Origin of the sequence: Roseivivax marinus (assembly GCF_900109705.1) — a bacterium.
GTDB classification, from domain to species: Bacteria; Pseudomonadota; Alphaproteobacteria; order Rhodobacterales; family Rhodobacteraceae; genus Roseivivax; species Roseivivax marinus.
In genome coordinates, this window is the sequence record NZ_FOAI01000005.1 from 12,412 (window position 1) to 26,383 (window position 13,972).

At 68.0% G+C, this 13,972-nt stretch carries 18 protein-coding genes; 12 read left to right on the forward strand and 6 right to left on the reverse strand.

The annotated features are described in order from the left end of the window. Window positions 1–102 precede the first annotated feature (102 nt). From BMX29_RS07580 to BMX29_RS07595, 4 genes are read left to right on the forward strand one after another with little or no spacing between them, the layout of a single operon-like run. Entirely contained in the window at window positions 103–1,155 is a 1,053-nt protein-coding gene (locus BMX29_RS07580) for a hemin-degrading factor (RefSeq protein WP_092811657.1), read from the forward strand. 35 nt (window positions 1,156–1,190) lie between these two features. Continuing rightward, window positions 1,191–2,078 (forward strand): heme/hemin ABC transporter substrate-binding protein, encoded by an 888-nt coding sequence (locus BMX29_RS07585; protein ID WP_244889180.1) that lies wholly within the window; start codon window positions 1,191–1,193, stop codon window positions 2,076–2,078. A 2-nt stretch (window positions 2,079–2,080) separates the two neighbouring features. Next, on the forward strand, window positions 2,081–3,148 hold the full coding sequence (locus BMX29_RS07590) for a FecCD family ABC transporter permease (RefSeq protein WP_092811659.1): 1,068 nt from the start codon (window positions 2,081–2,083) through the stop codon (window positions 3,146–3,148). After that, on the forward strand, window positions 3,148–3,930 hold the full coding sequence (locus BMX29_RS07595; protein WP_092811661.1) for a heme ABC transporter ATP-binding protein: 783 nt from the start codon (window positions 3,148–3,150) through the stop codon (window positions 3,928–3,930). Before BMX29_RS07590 ends, BMX29_RS07595 begins: the two co-directional genes overlap by 1 nt. Before the next feature lie 94 nt (window positions 3,931–4,024). Here the strand turns inward: BMX29_RS07595 and BMX29_RS07600 are convergent, their stop codons facing one another. The 5 genes from BMX29_RS07600 to BMX29_RS07620 all read right to left on the reverse strand — a co-directional run bounded on the left by BMX29_RS07600 (window position 4,025) and on the right by BMX29_RS07620 (window position 7,199). After that, window positions 4,025–4,837, reverse strand: a complete 813-nt coding sequence (locus tag BMX29_RS07600; RefSeq protein ID WP_092811663.1) for a GH25 family lysozyme — start codon at window positions 4,835–4,837, stop codon at window positions 4,025–4,027. Between the two features lie 449 nt (window positions 4,838–5,286). Further along, a complete protein-coding gene (locus BMX29_RS07605; RefSeq protein ID WP_092811665.1) occupies window positions 5,287–5,646 on the reverse strand; it encodes a DoxX family protein in 360 nt (119 codons plus the stop codon). A 40-nt stretch (window positions 5,647–5,686) separates the two neighbouring features. Continuing rightward, window positions 5,687–6,193 carry a flavin reductase family protein gene (locus BMX29_RS07610; RefSeq protein WP_092811667.1) on the reverse strand — a complete coding sequence of 169 codons (507 nt, stop codon included), beginning with the start codon at window positions 6,191–6,193 and terminating at the stop codon, window positions 5,687–5,689. Continuing rightward, on the reverse strand, window positions 6,190–6,534 hold the full coding sequence (fdxA, locus tag BMX29_RS07615; protein WP_092811669.1) for a ferredoxin FdxA: 345 nt from the start codon (window positions 6,532–6,534) through the stop codon (window positions 6,190–6,192). Before fdxA ends, BMX29_RS07610 begins: the two co-directional genes overlap by 4 nt. Window positions 6,535–6,596: 62 nt before the next feature. Beyond that, window positions 6,597–7,199 carry a superoxide dismutase gene (locus tag BMX29_RS07620; protein WP_092811671.1) on the reverse strand — a complete coding sequence of 201 codons (603 nt, stop codon included), beginning with the start codon at window positions 7,197–7,199 and terminating at the stop codon, window positions 6,597–6,599. An 89-nt stretch (window positions 7,200–7,288) separates the two neighbouring features. On the opposite strand from BMX29_RS07620, the gene BMX29_RS07625 reads away from it, so the two are divergent. The 3 genes from BMX29_RS07625 to murB are packed head-to-tail and all read left to right on the forward strand — an operon-like array spanning window position 7,289 to window position 9,410. Continuing rightward, a complete protein-coding gene (locus tag BMX29_RS07625; protein WP_092811673.1) occupies window positions 7,289–7,951 on the forward strand; it encodes a helix-turn-helix transcriptional regulator in 663 nt (220 codons plus the stop codon). Beyond that, window positions 7,951–8,412, forward strand: coding sequence for a group III truncated hemoglobin (locus BMX29_RS07630; protein WP_092811675.1), 462 nt, complete (start codon window positions 7,951–7,953; stop codon window positions 8,410–8,412). The genes BMX29_RS07625 and BMX29_RS07630 overlap by 1 nt, the downstream gene beginning before the upstream one ends. A 20-nt stretch (window positions 8,413–8,432) precedes the next feature. Beyond that, window positions 8,433–9,410 (forward strand): UDP-N-acetylmuramate dehydrogenase, encoded by a 978-nt coding sequence (gene murB / locus BMX29_RS07635; protein WP_175471154.1) that lies wholly within the window; start codon window positions 8,433–8,435, stop codon window positions 9,408–9,410. Window positions 9,411–9,806: 396 nt separating this feature from the next. Here murB and BMX29_RS07640 read toward each other — a convergent pair whose 3' ends face one another. Next, the gene (locus tag BMX29_RS07640; RefSeq protein ID WP_092811679.1) at window positions 9,807–10,160 is read right to left on the reverse strand and encodes a cyclophilin-like fold protein; all 354 of its coding nucleotides are present in this window, start codon (window positions 10,158–10,160) and stop codon (window positions 9,807–9,809) included. A gap of 353 nt (window positions 10,161–10,513) precedes the next feature. Here BMX29_RS07640 and BMX29_RS07645 point away from each other — a divergent pair, with 353 nt between their 5' ends. From BMX29_RS07645 to BMX29_RS07665, 5 genes are all read left to right on the forward strand, one after another. Beyond that, window positions 10,514–10,972: a (R)-mandelonitrile lyase gene (locus BMX29_RS07645; protein ID WP_043841780.1), complete on the forward strand. Its 459-nt coding sequence runs from the start codon at window positions 10,514–10,516 to the stop codon at window positions 10,970–10,972. A 26-nt stretch (window positions 10,973–10,998) separates the two neighbouring features. Next, window positions 10,999–11,958: a LysR family transcriptional regulator gene (locus BMX29_RS07650; protein ID WP_244889182.1), complete on the forward strand. Its 960-nt coding sequence runs from the start codon at window positions 10,999–11,001 to the stop codon at window positions 11,956–11,958. Between the two features lie 110 nt (window positions 11,959–12,068). Further along, window positions 12,069–12,836 (forward strand): carboxymuconolactone decarboxylase family protein, encoded by a 768-nt coding sequence (locus BMX29_RS07655; RefSeq protein WP_092811681.1) that lies wholly within the window; start codon window positions 12,069–12,071, stop codon window positions 12,834–12,836. Window positions 12,837–12,892: 56 nt separating this feature from the next. Beyond that, on the forward strand, window positions 12,893–13,528 hold the full coding sequence (locus BMX29_RS07660; RefSeq protein ID WP_092811683.1) for an NADPH-dependent F420 reductase: 636 nt from the start codon (window positions 12,893–12,895) through the stop codon (window positions 13,526–13,528). A 28-nt stretch (window positions 13,529–13,556) separates the two neighbouring features. After that, window positions 13,557–13,952 (forward strand): (R)-mandelonitrile lyase, encoded by a 396-nt coding sequence (locus BMX29_RS07665; RefSeq protein WP_092811685.1) that lies wholly within the window; start codon window positions 13,557–13,559, stop codon window positions 13,950–13,952. Window positions 13,953–13,972: the final 20 nt, after the last annotated feature.

Below are 13,972 nucleotides of genomic sequence, written 5' to 3' on the forward strand. Positions count from 1 at the left end.
GTCCTGCCTTGATACGCGTATTGATTCCGAGTACTTTGGTCAAGATTAATCTCAGCCAGCGCTTCGGTGCGTCAGCGACGTCAACCAACCCGAAGGAGCGGCATGTCCAAGTCCCTCATCCCACCCGATATTCGAGCCGAAGTGCGCAACGCGTCCGGAACGCGCGAACGCGATCTTGCCGGCAAACTCGGCATCAGCGAGGCGGAGCTGATCGCGGCCTTTACCGGCTACGGAGCCACTCGGCTGGCCGCCAGCCCGGACCGCATCATGCCCGCCATCGAGACGCTCGGCGAGGTCATGGCGCTGACGCGGAACCCCTCGGCCGTGCACGAGAAGGTCGGGCGCTACGACAACTTCCACGCGGGCGACCATGCCGCGATGGTCATGGCCGAGGACATCGATCTGCGGATCTTCCCTAAGCACTGGGTGCATGCCTTCGCCGTCGAGAAAGAGACGGATGCCGGACTGCGCCGCAGTGTGCAGGTTTTCGACGCCGCGGGCGATGCGGTGCACAAGGTGTTCCTGCGCTCCGGCAGCGATCTGGCCGCGTGGGATAGGCTGGTCGGCGCGCTCGCGACCGGCGAAACCGCCCAGACCCTCGACGTGGTGGACCGCGTGCCAGCCGAGGCGCCGAAGGCCGATCCGTCAAGGCGCGAGACACTGCTGAAAGAATGGCGGCGCCTGACCGACACGCACCAGTTCCTGCGCCTCTGCTCGAAGCTCAAGATGAACCGTCTCGGCGCCTACCGCATTGCCGGCGCGCCGTTCGTGCGCGCGCTCGATCCGGGGTCGGTCAGCCAGATGCTCGAAGCGGTGCGCGACGCCGGGATCGAGATCATGCTCTTCGTGGGCAATCGCGGCTGCATCCAGATCCATTCGGGACCTGTCGAGACGCTCAAGCCCATGGGGCCCTGGCAGAACATCCTCGATCCCGGCTTTAACCTGCACCTGCGCGCCTATCATTTGGCCGAGGTCTGGGCCGTTGAGAAGCCGACCCAGCGCGGACCGGCCGTCTCGGTCGAGGCGTTCGACCAGGACGGCGCGCTGATTTTCCAGGTCTTCGGTGTAGGAAAAGAGGGGCGGGACAGTCGTCCTGCCTGGGGCCGCATCGTCGAAGGCCTCCGCGGCCGCGCGAACCTGGAGGCTGCACAATGATCGTCGGCAAGCATCGTTCTGAAAAGACCCCCGCCATGAACCGGACCAGGGCGGGCGGAGGCCTCGTTGCGCTCACGTCCCTGATGACGGCCACCATCGGCGCTGCCTTCGTCTGGGTCGCGATGACACAGCCGACGGCCGAGGCTGCCGAGGGCGACCGCCGCGTGCTGTCGCTGGGCGGCGCGGTAACCGAGATCGTCTACGCGCTCGGACAAGGCGACCGGCTGGTCGGACGCGACACCACCTCGACCTGGCCGTCCGAGGCGACCGACCTTCCCGATGTCGGTTACGTGCGGGCGCTCTCGCCCGAAGGCGTGCTGTCGGTCGAGCCTGACCTGATCCTCGCCGAGGACGGCGCCGGACCTCCCGAGGCCGTCGAGGTTCTGCGGGCCGCGAATATCGATTTCGTCGCGGTCCCGGGCGGCTTCGATGGCGCGGCGGTGGCCCGCAAGATCGAAGCGGTCGGTGCCGCTCTCGGGGTTTCCCCCCGGGCCGAAGAACTCGCCGCGCGCATCCAAGCCGATCTCTCCGGGGTCGCCGCACCACCGGACGAGGACGCGCCGCGCGTGCTTTTCGTCATGAGTGCCGCGGGCGGACGCATGATGGCCGCCGGCACGGAGACCGCCGCGGACGGCATCCTGCGGATGGCGGGGGCGCGGAATGCGATGACCGGCTTTCGCGGCTACAAGCAGGTGTCGGACGAGGCCGTCGCGGCAGCCGCGCCCGATGCGGTCCTGATGATGGACCGCGGCGGCGAGCACGCGATCTCGGACGAGGACCTCTTCGCCTCGCCCGCGTTGCGCACGACCCCCGCGGCACGCGCCGGCAAGGTCATCCGGATGGACGGGCTCAAACTCCTCGGCTTCGGTCCGCGCACCGTGGAGGCGGTGACGGACCTCTCCGCCGCCCTGCACGGAGAGTGAGCGTGGTGGCCGTGACTTCCTACACCGCTCCCGGCCTTCGCGGGACGGGCCGGCTCGCGCGCGCGCGAAGGCTGCACGTGGCTTTCGCGTTGGTGCTGGTCGCCGTCTCGCTGGTCAGCCTCGGCACTGGCGCGACCGGTCTCTCGCTCGGGACCATCCTGCACGCCCTGACCGGTGCGGAGGCGCTCGGAGAGGTCGACCGGGTGGTTCTCTTCGACATCCGTCTGCCCCGCCTTCTGACCGGGGCTGCCGTGGGGGCGGCGTTGGCAAGCTCCGGCGCGGTACTGCAGGGCCTCTTTCGCAATCCGCTCGCGGATCCCGGCATCATCGGCGTCAGCTCCGGCGCGGGTCTCGGCGCGATCACCGTGATCGTGCTGGGCGGCTCGGTGGCTTTTGTCCCGTCGGGCGCCTACGCGGTTCCGGTGGCGGCGTTTCTCGGCGCGTGGGCGGTGACCTTCGGCCTCTACTGCATCTCGACCCGGGGCGGACGCACCTCGGTCGCCACGATGCTCCTGGCCGGGATCGCCGTCGCGGCTCTGTCGGGCGCCCTCGCAGGGGTGTTCATCTACATGGCCGACGACCAGCAGTTGCGCGATCTGACGTTCTGGAATCTCGGCTCCCTCGCCGGTTCGAGCTGGACGAAGCTCGCCGCGTCCGGGCCACCGATCCTGCTGGCCATCGTCATGGCGTGCACGCTGGGCCCCGCGCTCAACGCGCTGGCCCTCGGTGAGGCGACTGCGGCGCATGTGGGCTTCGAGGTCGAGCGTGTGAAGTCCCTTGCCATCCTGTCGGTGGCGCTCGGCACCGGCGCTGCGGTGGCAGTCTCGGGTGGCATCGGCTTCATCGGCATCGTCGTACCGCATCTTCTGCGCCTCGCCACGGGGCCGGATCATCGCGCGCTTCTCTTCAATTCCGCGCTCTGCGGCGCGGTGCTGCTGATCGTGGCGGACACCCTGGCGCGGATCGTCGCCGCGCCGGCTGAACTGCCCATCGGCATCCTGACGGCCATCTTCGGCGCCCCGGTCTTCCTGTGGATCCTGCTGCGCCGCCGCGGCCTGGAGGGCATCTGATGCTGGAGGCCTCGGACATCCGCGTCGCGTTCGGGCGGCGCGAAGTTCTGCATGGGGTGGACCTGCGCGCCGCGCCCGGCACGGTGACCTGCATCGTCGGACCGAACGGGTCTGGCAAGACCACGCTCCTTCGCGCCCTGACCGGAGACGTTACGTTCACGGGCAGTGTCACGATCAATGCCCGGGACACCTCAAGGCTGCGCGCGTGGGAGCTGGCCGCGCTCCGCGCGGTGCTGCCGCAGGCGGCGACGCTGTCCTTTCCGTTCACGGTCGAGGAAGTCGTTCGGATCGGGCTCCGGGCCGGCACGGAGGGCGATCACGCGGAGATCGCCGCCGCGGCACTCGGGCGGGTGGGCCTCGCCGGATACGGCGATCGCGACTACCAGGTCCTGTCCGGCGGCGAGCAGCAGCGCGTCCAGCTGGCGCGCGTGCTGGCACAGGTCTGGCACCCGGTGTCGCGGAATGGGGCGCGCTGGATGTTCCTCGACGAGCCGGTATCGAGCCTCGATCTCGGGCACCAGCTCGACGTGATGCGGATCGCACGCGACTTCGCCGAGGCGGGAGGCGGCGTCGTCGCAGTCATGCACGATCTGAACCTCTCGGCGATGTTCGGCCATCAGATGCTGTGCCTTTCGGAGGGACGGATCATCGCCGCGGGGTCGCCCGAGGCCGTGATGACCGATGCCACCCTGTCACGCGCCTATGGCTGCCGGGTCCGGGTCAACGCCGTTCCGGGCGATCAGGCCGCGTTCATTTTGCCGCACGCGGTGCAGCCGATCTGAGCCACAGCGACGGGCCGTCTGCCTAGCCTCGGGCGAACGTAGATGCCGGCCCTCCCGGGTCCACGCGCACGCGGCCTGCGCCGATGGATGCGTCTCAGCGGTAGCGCCTTGCCGACAGCCAGCGGCGCCAGAGGCTTTCACTGCCCCCGAAGACGTTGAGGTCGCAGTCCCCCGAGACACCCTGAACCTGACCGGTCGCCGAGTACTGCCAGAACTGCCAAGAGCTGCCGGGGAAGGCTTCGTCAGGGTGTCGGGCGACGCTCCGCAGCCAGTAGTCGGCCGGAAGGCGCGTGACGTCGCGGTCGCGCCAGAACTCGATCGGCACGTAAACGATAGGACGTTGCTGGTAGTGCTGCGAGACGATCGACAACCAGGTTTCCACCACGCGCCGCACCTCCGCCTGTGGTGGGCGCGTGACGCAGGTGGGCGAGTGCGGGTTCCATTCAAGATCGAGAACCGGGGGCAGGGCGCCGGGGACTCGGGGCACGTTCCGGATGAACCAGCGCGCCTGATCCTCGGGGCTGCTGCAGAAATAGTAGAAGTGATAGCCCCCCACCGGCACCTGCGCCGCGGCCGCGGCCGCGAAATGCTCGGCGAAGTGCTCATCCGCGCGGTCGCCGCCTTCGGTCGCCTTGAGAAAGGCGAAGTTCGCCCCTCCGGCCGCCGCCTCGCGCCAGTCGATGGAGCCCTGGAACTTCGAGGCATCGATGCCGTGAATGGGGTATGCCGACGGGGCGGGGCCGCCGCTCCAGTTCGAGACCGGGTCACGGTCGCCGAAGCGGGGCGCGCGTGCCGCGCCGGGCAGGGGCACGCGGTTCGGCAGGTCGACCGGGACGTCGGCCGTGCGGGGCCCACAGGCGGCAAGCGACGTCACACCCAGACAGGCGGCGCGGCGGGTCAGGTTCATCGAGCCTCGCTAGAACGGGGTCTTGGGATGGATCGGGGTCGGAAAGCGATCGGACACCTGCGATCATGACGGCAGCTTTGACAGTTTCAAGCACCATGAAGAGTCCGCTGCGGGATGGTGTTCACAAATGCGAAAGGAAGCCGCGCCGCCGTGATCCTGAGCGACACGGAACAGGCGGGAGGTCGGCTGCTTTCGAACGGCGAGCCTCCGCGAGAACATCCGTGGTTTTTGGCGGGCTCGGCATGTGCTGGGAGCAAGTCGCAGTCCGCCGGTCGGGGCGGTCGCAGAGACCCTGCAATCGGTCTCACTTCGGGTGATCGAGCGTTCGGCGGACACGTGCAACGTCCGCCGGTCGCGAGGTCTGAACGTCAATGCCTGCGCCCCGTTTTTGGACGGACGCCAGGCATCGGTCGGTGGCAGAGGACGCCGGACCGCCTCCGCGTCAGATTTTACGAAGCGGTCGCGGTTTGTCGTTTTCCCGTCAGCCACCCATTCGCCGCGACCAGAACAAGTACGACCAGCGGCGGCACGGCATGACCGAATTCTCCGTGCAGGAGAACGGTCGCGGCCGCGGCGCCCATGACGCAGGCTGCAAGGATACTCCCAATCAGGCGTGTCCGAGGCACGGCGATCAGCGCGGCCGCGGTCCATTCCAGCAGGCCGGTCAGGTAAGGAAACCAGCCGGGATAGCCCCACCGATTATAATCGGCGCGGATCTCGGGGCTGGCGAAGATGTTCAGGGTGCCACCCAACAGGAAGAAGGCGGCGAGCGCGCCAGCGAAGATGTGGCGCCAGGGGATCATGGACATGGTCGGTTATCAGCTTGGTATTCGGGGGAGGGCGGCTCACTCAGAGCGGACGGATTGTCTGGAAACGACGGTCGTGCCAGATCAGCGGAGTGCGGGTGGCGGCGAGGTCGATGGCGTGCGGCCGTCCGACAAAGAGGACGTGATCCTCGGTCTCGATATCTCCGACCATCGTGCAGTCCATCGAAACTATCGCCCCGCGAAGGCGGGGATGACCTGACGGCCACGTCTCCCAGGTGCCATGCTCGAAACGCCGTTCGCGGGAAATCTTTCCAGCGAAGGCCTCGGCTACCGCCTGCTGGTCGGCCTGAAGCATGGCGAACGAGAAGCCGCCACGGGCGCGGATCAGTGAAGCCAGTCGTGCGCCGGCGTCGATCGAGACCAGCAACGAGGGCGGGTCGACCGCCAGCGACAGGGCCGCCGTCACCGTGCGCCCGACGCGTTCATCGCCCTCGGCGGCCGTGACGACGCAGGCCGTCGCGGCAAGCGACGCCATGGCCTCGCGGAACGCGCGCTGCGTGTCGTCCGTCGCGATTTCCGGCGAGGTCATGACGACTCCTTCTGCCCCGGCTCGGGCGAGAAATGCGTCTGCAGCTTGTTCGGAACGCCGTCCATCGCCTCGGCATTCGCGGGCGGATCGCCGGCTGCGGTGATGACGGGCCACATCTCGGCGTATTTGCGATTGAATTCGACCCAGCGCTCGCTGTCCGGCTCGGTATCGGGCCGGATCGCGTCGGCGGGGCACTCCGGTTCGCACACGCCGCAATCGATGCACTCGTCGGGGTGGATCACCAGCGTGTTCTCTCCCTCGTAGAAGCAGTCGACGGGGCAGACCTCCACGCAATCCATGTATTTGCAGGCGATGCAGTTCTCAGTGACGACGTAAGTCATAGCGGGCTCGCGGGTTCGGACAAGACCCATGCGCGCCGAATGCGCGCATGGGGATCGACGGATCAGGACAGGTTGGCCTCGGCGAACTCGTAGTTCGCGAGCCGGTCGAGGAAGTTGTCCACGTAGTCCGGCCGGCGGTTGCGGAAGTCGACGTAGTAGCTGTGCTCCCACACATCGAGACCGAGAAGCGCGGTGCCCTCGCCGGTGGCGAGCGGGTTCACCCCGTTGGGCGTCTTGGTCACGCCGAGGCTGCCGTCCGGCTTCTGGATCAGCCACGCCCAGCCCGAGCCGAACTGGCCGGTGGCGGCGGTCTTGAACGCCTGCTTGAACGCGTCCACCGACCCGAAATCGGCGTTCAGCTTCGTCTCGAGCGCACCGGGGATGCGGCCGCCCTCGGGCGACAGCGCATTCCAAAAATGGATGTGGTTCCAGTGCTGGCCGGCCTGGTTGAAGATCCCCTCGCGGTCGGCATCGCCGTAGGTCGCGGTGACGATCTCTTCCAGCGTCTTGCCCTGCAGGTCGGCGTTCTTCTCGACGAAATTGTTGAGCGCGGTGACATAGGCCTGGTGGTGCTTGTCGTGGTGCAACTCGAGGGTCTCGGTGCTCATTCCGCGATCCTCGAGGGCGGAATGCGCGAAGTTCAGGGCGGGCAGTTCGAAGGCCATGTGGGGCTCCTTCTCGTGGGTTCGGTTGCGTCCCGCGGCGTGGCGGGCTATTAATCCAAGTAAGCGCTTTGAAAACTCTTGAGGCAAATATGTCAAGCGATGAGTTGGAAAAACAGGATTGGTCGCCGCGCTCTGCCGCCGAGCGCATTCTCATGGCGCTCAAGATGCACGGCGCGCTGACCTCGGCCGAGCTGGGCGCGCGCCTTGGCACCACCGGGGAGGCGGCACGCCAGCAACTCGTGAAACTGGCCGAGGACGGTCTCGTGGCGGACGAACGCAAACCCGCCGGGCGGGGCCGGCCGGCGGTCCACTGGCACCTGACCGAGAAAGGGCAGGCGCGGTTTCCCGACACCCACGCCGCGCTGACCGTGGACATCCTGCGCAGCATCTCGGGCGTTCTGGGCGAGGACGCGCTGGACCGTATCATCCACGCGCGCGAGGCGACAACGCAGGCTCTCTACGAAGAGGCGATGGCGGACTGTGTGACCCTCGGCGACCGCGTCGGAAAACTCGCCGAACTGCGCAACGCGGAAGGCTACATGGCGGCTGCCGAAAAGGGCGAGGATGGGGAGCTTCGGCTGGTGGAAAATCACTGCCCGATCTGCGCCGCGGCGACGTTCTGTCAGGGCTTCTGCCGGGCCGAGAAGGCGGTCTTCGAGAACGTGCTGGGCGACGGCGTCTCGGTCGAGCGGGTGGAGCACATCGTCGGCGGGGGCCGCCGCTGCACCTACGTCATCCGCGAGGCCACCTGATGGCCGCGCGCGATCCCCAGCCCGTGCCGCGCTCTCCCGAAGCGGTGGCGGAGGGCCTCGACGAGGCGATGATCCGCGAGGTCGTGCACCATTTCTACGCCGCCGCGCGCGAGGACCCGGTGATCGGCCCCATCTTCCGCGCCCGAGTGCTGGACGATCGATGGCAGGCGCATCTCGACAAGATCGAGGATTTCTGGTGCTCCAGCCTTCTGGGCACGCGCCGCTACGATGGCCGCCCCATGCCCAAGCACCTCGCGATATCGGAACTGAACGACGATCACTTCCGGCGCTGGCTCGCGCTCTTTCGGCATACGGTTACGCAGCTTTGCCCGCCGAAGACCGCTCAGCTTTTCGTCGAGCGGTCCGAGCGCATCGCCGAGGCGTTCCGCATCAATATCGGCATGGCCCGCGGCGAGGACCTCATGTTCCGGCCCAAGCTCACGCGCGAGCCCTACCCATGAGATCACCGCCAGCGCCGCTGGTGCCGAAGTTCGACCTCGGAGGGCGGAATACGCTCGGTTTACGCTCTCACGCCCGGTTTGGCGGCGTTCTGAAGGACGAAGGCCAAATCGTCGCGGCGGCGCAATTCGCGGAGCGCGCAGGCCTGCCGTTCCACCTGCTCGGGGGCGGCAGCAACTGCGTGCTGGCCGACGAGATCGACGCGGTGGTCGGGATCGCCGACCTGCGTGGCCGCCGGCTGGAGCGCACCGATGGAGGCGTTCGCATAACTGCGGGCGCAGGCGAGCCATGGGATGAGCTTGTCCGCTGGACTGTCGGGCTGGGCATCGGCGGGCTCGAGAACCTCGCCGGTATCCCGGGCACGGCCGGGGCCGCGCCGGTCCAGAACATCGGCGCCTTCGGCGTGGAATTGAGCGACATGGTCGAGAGTGTCGATGTCATCGACACGGCGAATTGGTCTCCGCGTCGGCTTACGGCGCCGGACTGCGGGTTCGGCTACCGTCACAGCCGTTTCAAGGACGAGCCCGGCCGCTTTTTCGTGACCGGGATCACGCTCTATCTGCCTGCCGGGTGGAGCCCGGTTCTGTCGCACGATGGTCTGCGCGGTTGCGCCTATCCGAGCAGCCCCGCCCGGATCATGAGCACCGTCCTCGCGAGTCGGCGGGCGCGCTTGCCCGATTGGCGGGTGACCGGAAATGCCGGTTCGTTCTTCCATAATCCGGTGGTGTCCGCGGCCGTCGCGGCCCGCATTCCGAAGATTCCGCGTCATGCGGCACCGGGCGGCCTCAAGCTGCCTGCCGGAAAGCTGCTCGACCTCTGCGGATTTCGTGGCCAACGGCGGGGCGGGGCCGCATTCTCCGGGACAAACGCCCTGATCCTCGTCAATGCCGGTGGAGCGACCTTCGAGGACGTGGACGCACTCGCCACAAGCGCTCGTGACGCCGTTCGATCCCGGTTCGGCGTCGACCTTGTCCAGGAGCCGTCGCGCATTGGCAACTGAGGTCCGGCGCGGGGTCTCAGTCGCGAGCGGGTGCGGTGCCCTCGTCAGTCCCGGTAAGCTTTCAGGTTCAGGCTCTCCGGCGAGAGCACATGCGGAGCGCGGCTTCGGTCTTCAACCGAATCCGGACAGGGCTCGCGCCGGCTCGTCGGAGCACTCGGCGCGGAGGCGCACCGATAAAAGCGCGGTGAGCGGCATTCGTCGGTCGCAGGGGCAGGGCAGGCGGCCCGCCTGGACAAGTATCAGAGAATGCATGCGACGCCCGTGCGACGTTAGCCGCTCGCGTCGTCGCGCGCGCGCCGGGGAACGTGCTCTGCGTTCTCCCGGGGCGACAGCGACCTGCGACGGAGCCCCGGCGAACCCACCAGTAAGCAAAGGAAGCCCTGCCGGACCGGCCTCTCAGTCCGCCCGCTCGATCCGCACGTCGAACGGGGCGTCCTGCTCCAGCGCGTGCACCGGCCCGTCGAAGGCCCCGAGGCGGACAAGCCCGCGAGACGCCTCGAACGGCTTGTAGAAGATCGCGAGATTGCCCCACGGGGCGTAGATCGTGATGTCGCCTGTCGCGGGCTCGTAGCTGGCCGGGGCGTCGCTGGTGTCGATCGCGCGCGGCAGGTCCGAGACCTTCTCGATGCCGTGGAAGTCCGACAGCGTAAGGTCGAGCGGCAGCATCGCGGCGAAGTCGCGGCCCGCGGTCGTATCGTCCAGAGTGGCGGCGAGCGTTGCCTCGCCCACGATGACGGTGATCGGGATCATTCCGGCTTTCTCCTGTGTGTGGGCCTCGGCCCCCGTGACGAGTGTGGCGCAGAGGCCAAGGGCCACTATGCGTCGATGGAGCATGGTGCCTCCGCTACCTTTCGGATGGCAGGACCCTAACGCCATCCCGCTCTCGATATAATCGGCTGCAGCCGGCATGCGCCGATGAGCGCCGCTCATGAACGCGACGCGCGTGCTCGCCGACGCTCGCTCATGAGACCGGTTCATGAGCGCATCCTGACCCGAAGCCATGATCCGAGCCTCCGCCGACCTCATCTCATGACACGGGAGCGCGGTAACGCGCCCCGCCTTCCGGCCTCACGGCCGCCTCTGAGACCAAGGAGACGACCAGAATGACCCGACTTCTCGCCCCCACGCTCGCCCTCGCGCTGGCTGCCCCCGCGGCGTTCGCGCAGTCCATGGAGATCACCCACGCCGAAGACCGCGCTGGCCAGATCGGCAGCGAGGACGTGTTCACCGGCACCGTCTACGTGGCGCCGGTCTTCGATCCCGACATGGCCTCCGTCAGCGCGGGCGAAGTGACCTTCATGCCCGGCGCCCGCTCGGCCTGGCATACCCATCCCGGCGGCCAGAAGCTGGTGATCACCCACGGCACCGGCTGGACGCAGGAACGCGGCGGCGAAAAGATCACCATGCAGGCCGGTGACGTGATCTGGTGCCCGCCGGATGTCGAGCACTGGCACGGCGCGACCGCCACCACCTCGGTCACCCACTACGCGATCCAGGAGGTCGTGGACGGCTCGGCCGTCGAGTGGGGAGAGCACGTCACCGACGAGGAATACGGCGGCTGACCGCTGCGGGATAGTCGGTGGACGACATGAGCGCGGCGCATATATCGAAGCGGGACATCGTACCCGAACCGCAGGTCCGCGCCGCCCTCATGCTTCGAGAAAACATCACCGACCTGATCGCGCTCGCCGCGGTGGCGGAAGAGCGCAGCTTCACCCGTGCCGCGGCGCGTCTCAACGTGTCGCAATCGGCACTGAGCCATACGATCAAGGCGCTGGAGGCCCGTCTCGGCCTCCGGCTTCTGACCCGGACGACCCGCTCGGTCGCCCCCACGCTCGAGGGCGAGGACCTTCTGTCGACGCTCAATCCGTGCTTCGAGAAGATCGAAGCGCGCTTGCTGGCGCTGAACGAGTCGCGGGACCAGCCGACCGGGACCGTCCGCATCTCCGCCACGGACTACGCTATCGAGACCCTGCTCTGGCCCAAGCTCGCGCCTGTGCTGCGGGAACACCCGGCGGTGCGGATCGAGCTGGTCAACGATTATGGCTACACCGACCTCGCCGCCTCGCAATGCGACGCCGGCGTGCGCTACGGAGATCAGGTGAGCGAAGGCATGATCGCCGCGCGGATCGGTCCAGACGAGCGCATGATCTGCGTCGGCGCGCCGACCTACTTCGAGGACCGGGGCGAGCCCGAGATCCCGCAGGACCTAAGCGCCCACGCATGCGTGAACCTGCGGCTGTCGAACCACGGCGGGCTCTACGCCTGGGAGTTCGAGGACCCGGACGGGACCGAGATCAACGTGAAGGTTCAGGGACAGGCCTGCTTCAACGCGATCGGCCCGGTGATGCAGGCGGCGATCGACGGGATCGGACTGGCCCTCGTGCCCGAACGTCTTGCGACGCGGGCGCTGGCCGACGGACGCCTGAGAACCTGCCTCGAAGCGTATTGCCCGTCGTTTCCGGGGTTCCACCTGTTCTACCCGAGCCGCTTGCGCCCGTCCTCAGCCTTTCAGGTCGTGCTGGAGGCGCTTCGGGAACGTTCCTGAGGATTGATGAGCGGCGCTCATGGACGGCTTGACGGGGCAGCCCATGAAGGATCGGCCGGTGCGGCCCATGTCAGGCGGGTGACAGCAACACGCCTTACAGGAGACGCTCCATGAAGACGCGCCTTGCCGCATCCGCCCTCGCCCTCGGCTTCGCCGCAACCGCCGGTTCCGCGCAGGACCTCGGCACCACCCTTCCAGATGCCGTGGGCCAGGTCGCGCCCAAGCTCGAAGCCTACGCACAGGACGATCTCTTCGGCAGCGTCTGGACCCACGAGGCGCTGTCCATGCGGGACCGCGCGCTCGTGACCGTCGCGGCCAAGATCACCCGTCACGAGACCGGCAGCCTGTCCGAGCACATCGCGCTTGCCCTCGACGCCGGCGTTACGCCCGCGGAGATTTCCGAGACCATCACGCATCTCGCCTTCTACACCGGTTGGGGCAACGCCGTGGCCGCTGCCGAGGCTGCCGCCCCCGTCTATGAAGAGCGGGGCGTGACAGAGGACGACTTGCCCGCGCTCGATCCCGAGCTTCTGCCGCTCGACCAGGAGTCCGAGGATGCCCGGCAGGAGAACGTCCAGTCCACCTATGGCGACGTGAGCCAGGGCGTGGTGGACAACACCGAGCAGTTGCTCTTCCTCGACCTATGGCTGCGCCCGGCGCTGGAGCCGCGCGATCGCAGCCTCGTGACCGTGGCCGGGCTCATCGCCGCAGGCCAGCCCGAGCAGATGACGTTCCACCTCAACCGCGCGATGGACAACGGTCTGACCCAGGAAGAGGCTGGCGCGATGCTGTCGCATCTCGCGTTCTACGCTGGCTGGCCGCGCGTGTTCTCGGCGATGCCGGTGGCGGCCGACGTCTTCGAGAGCCGCTCGGAGTGATCCCGGTGCCGGCGGGGCCAGACCCCGCCGGCTACGCGACGTGACAGGAGACCGACATGAAGATCGCCATCCTCGGATCGGGCCTGATGGGCGCCAAGCTCGGGCGCCTCTGGGCCGCCTGCGGCCATGACGTGACCTTTGCCTATTCGCGAGACCGCGCCAAGCTGGACCACCTTGCAGAAGAGACCGGCGGCACCGCGGGCTCCGTCGCCCAGGCGGTCGATGGCGCAGACGCCGTGCTGCTCGCCGTTCACTGGTCGCGGACCGGGGACGTGCTGGAACAGGCCGGTGATCTAGCGGGGCAGGTCGTGTTGAACTGCTGCGTGCCGCTCAACGACGACGACAGTGCGCTGGTTGTCGGCCCCGACACGTCGGGGGCAGAGGAACTGGCGCGGATGCGGCCCGACGCGCGGTGGGTGTCGTGCTTCAACACCAGCCCGTCGGAGGCGTTCGAGCCGGTCTTCGCCCGCAAGGACACCACGCCCCGCCCGCACCTGATGCTTTACGGCGACGACGACGGAGCCAAGGACGTGGCCCGCGCGTTGATCTCGGACATCGGGTTCGAGCCGCTGGAAGCCGGCGGCCTGAGCACCGGGCGCTACGCCGAACCCTTCGCCATGGTCACCGCGGTCCTTGCCTACGGACAGCCGGGCGGACCCGCGCTGACCTACCGTTTCGACAAGCTGCGCTGAGCGCGGCCGTACAGAAGGAGACCCACCCATGAAGATCACACGCGCAGGTCAGACCGCCTCCGCCCCCGGGCCGGAGGACTATTTCACCGGCACCGTCCGTCTCGACCCGATGTTCCAGGCCGAAGACCCGGGCCGTGTCGCGGGCGCCCACGTCACCTTCGAGCCGGGCGCGCGCACCGCGTGGCACACCCACCCCGCCGGTCAGACGCTTATCGTCACCTTCGGCCGCGGTCGCGTGGCCCGCGAAGGCGGCGAGATCGAGGAGATCAGCCAGGGCGACATCGTCTGGTTCCCGGCCGGCGAAAAGCATTGGCACGGAGCCGCGCCGGACACCGCCATGAGCCATATCGCCATCCAGGAGAGCATCGATGGCTCGCCGGTGACGTGGATGGAGAAGGTCTCGGACGAGGACTACCAGGGCTGAGCGACCGCACCACGGCCTGA

Excerpts from the sequence above, each read along its gene's own strand:
- BMX29_RS07580 (WP_092811657.1), top strand. The coding sequence starts at position 103 with ATGTCCAAGTCCCTCATCCCACCCGATATTCGAGCCGAAGTGCGCAAC.
- BMX29_RS07585 (WP_244889180.1), top strand. The coding sequence starts at position 1,191 with ATGAACCGGACCAGGGCGGGCGGAGGCCTCGTTGCGCTCACGTCCCTG.
- BMX29_RS07595 (WP_092811661.1), top strand. The coding sequence starts at position 3,148 with ATGCTGGAGGCCTCGGACATCCGCGTCGCGTTCGGGCGGCGCGAAGTT.
- BMX29_RS07600 (WP_092811663.1), bottom strand. The coding sequence starts at position 4,837 with ATGAACCTGACCCGCCGCGCCGCCTGTCTGGGTGTGACGTCGCTTGCC.
- BMX29_RS07605 (WP_092811665.1), bottom strand. The coding sequence starts at position 5,646 with ATGTCCATGATCCCCTGGCGCCACATCTTCGCTGGCGCGCTCGCCGCC.
- BMX29_RS07610 (WP_092811667.1), bottom strand. The coding sequence starts at position 6,193 with ATGACCTCGCCGGAAATCGCGACGGACGACACGCAGCGCGCGTTCCGC.
- fdxA (WP_092811669.1), bottom strand. The coding sequence starts at position 6,534 with ATGACTTACGTCGTCACTGAGAACTGCATCGCCTGCAAATACATGGAT.
- BMX29_RS07620 (WP_092811671.1), bottom strand. The coding sequence starts at position 7,199 with ATGGCCTTCGAACTGCCCGCCCTGAACTTCGCGCATTCCGCCCTCGAG.
- BMX29_RS07625 (WP_092811673.1), top strand. The coding sequence starts at position 7,289 with ATGTCAAGCGATGAGTTGGAAAAACAGGATTGGTCGCCGCGCTCTGCC.
- BMX29_RS07630 (WP_092811675.1), top strand. The coding sequence starts at position 7,951 with ATGGCCGCGCGCGATCCCCAGCCCGTGCCGCGCTCTCCCGAAGCGGTG.
- BMX29_RS07640 (WP_092811679.1), bottom strand. The coding sequence starts at position 10,160 with ATGATCCCGATCACCGTCATCGTGGGCGAGGCAACGCTCGCCGCCACT.
- BMX29_RS07645 (WP_043841780.1), top strand. The coding sequence starts at position 10,514 with ATGACCCGACTTCTCGCCCCCACGCTCGCCCTCGCGCTGGCTGCCCCC.
- BMX29_RS07650 (WP_244889182.1), top strand. The coding sequence starts at position 10,999 with ATGAGCGCGGCGCATATATCGAAGCGGGACATCGTACCCGAACCGCAG.
- BMX29_RS07655 (WP_092811681.1), top strand. The coding sequence starts at position 12,069 with ATGAAGACGCGCCTTGCCGCATCCGCCCTCGCCCTCGGCTTCGCCGCA.
- BMX29_RS07660 (WP_092811683.1), top strand. The coding sequence starts at position 12,893 with ATGAAGATCGCCATCCTCGGATCGGGCCTGATGGGCGCCAAGCTCGGG.
- BMX29_RS07665 (WP_092811685.1), top strand. The coding sequence starts at position 13,557 with ATGAAGATCACACGCGCAGGTCAGACCGCCTCCGCCCCCGGGCCGGAG.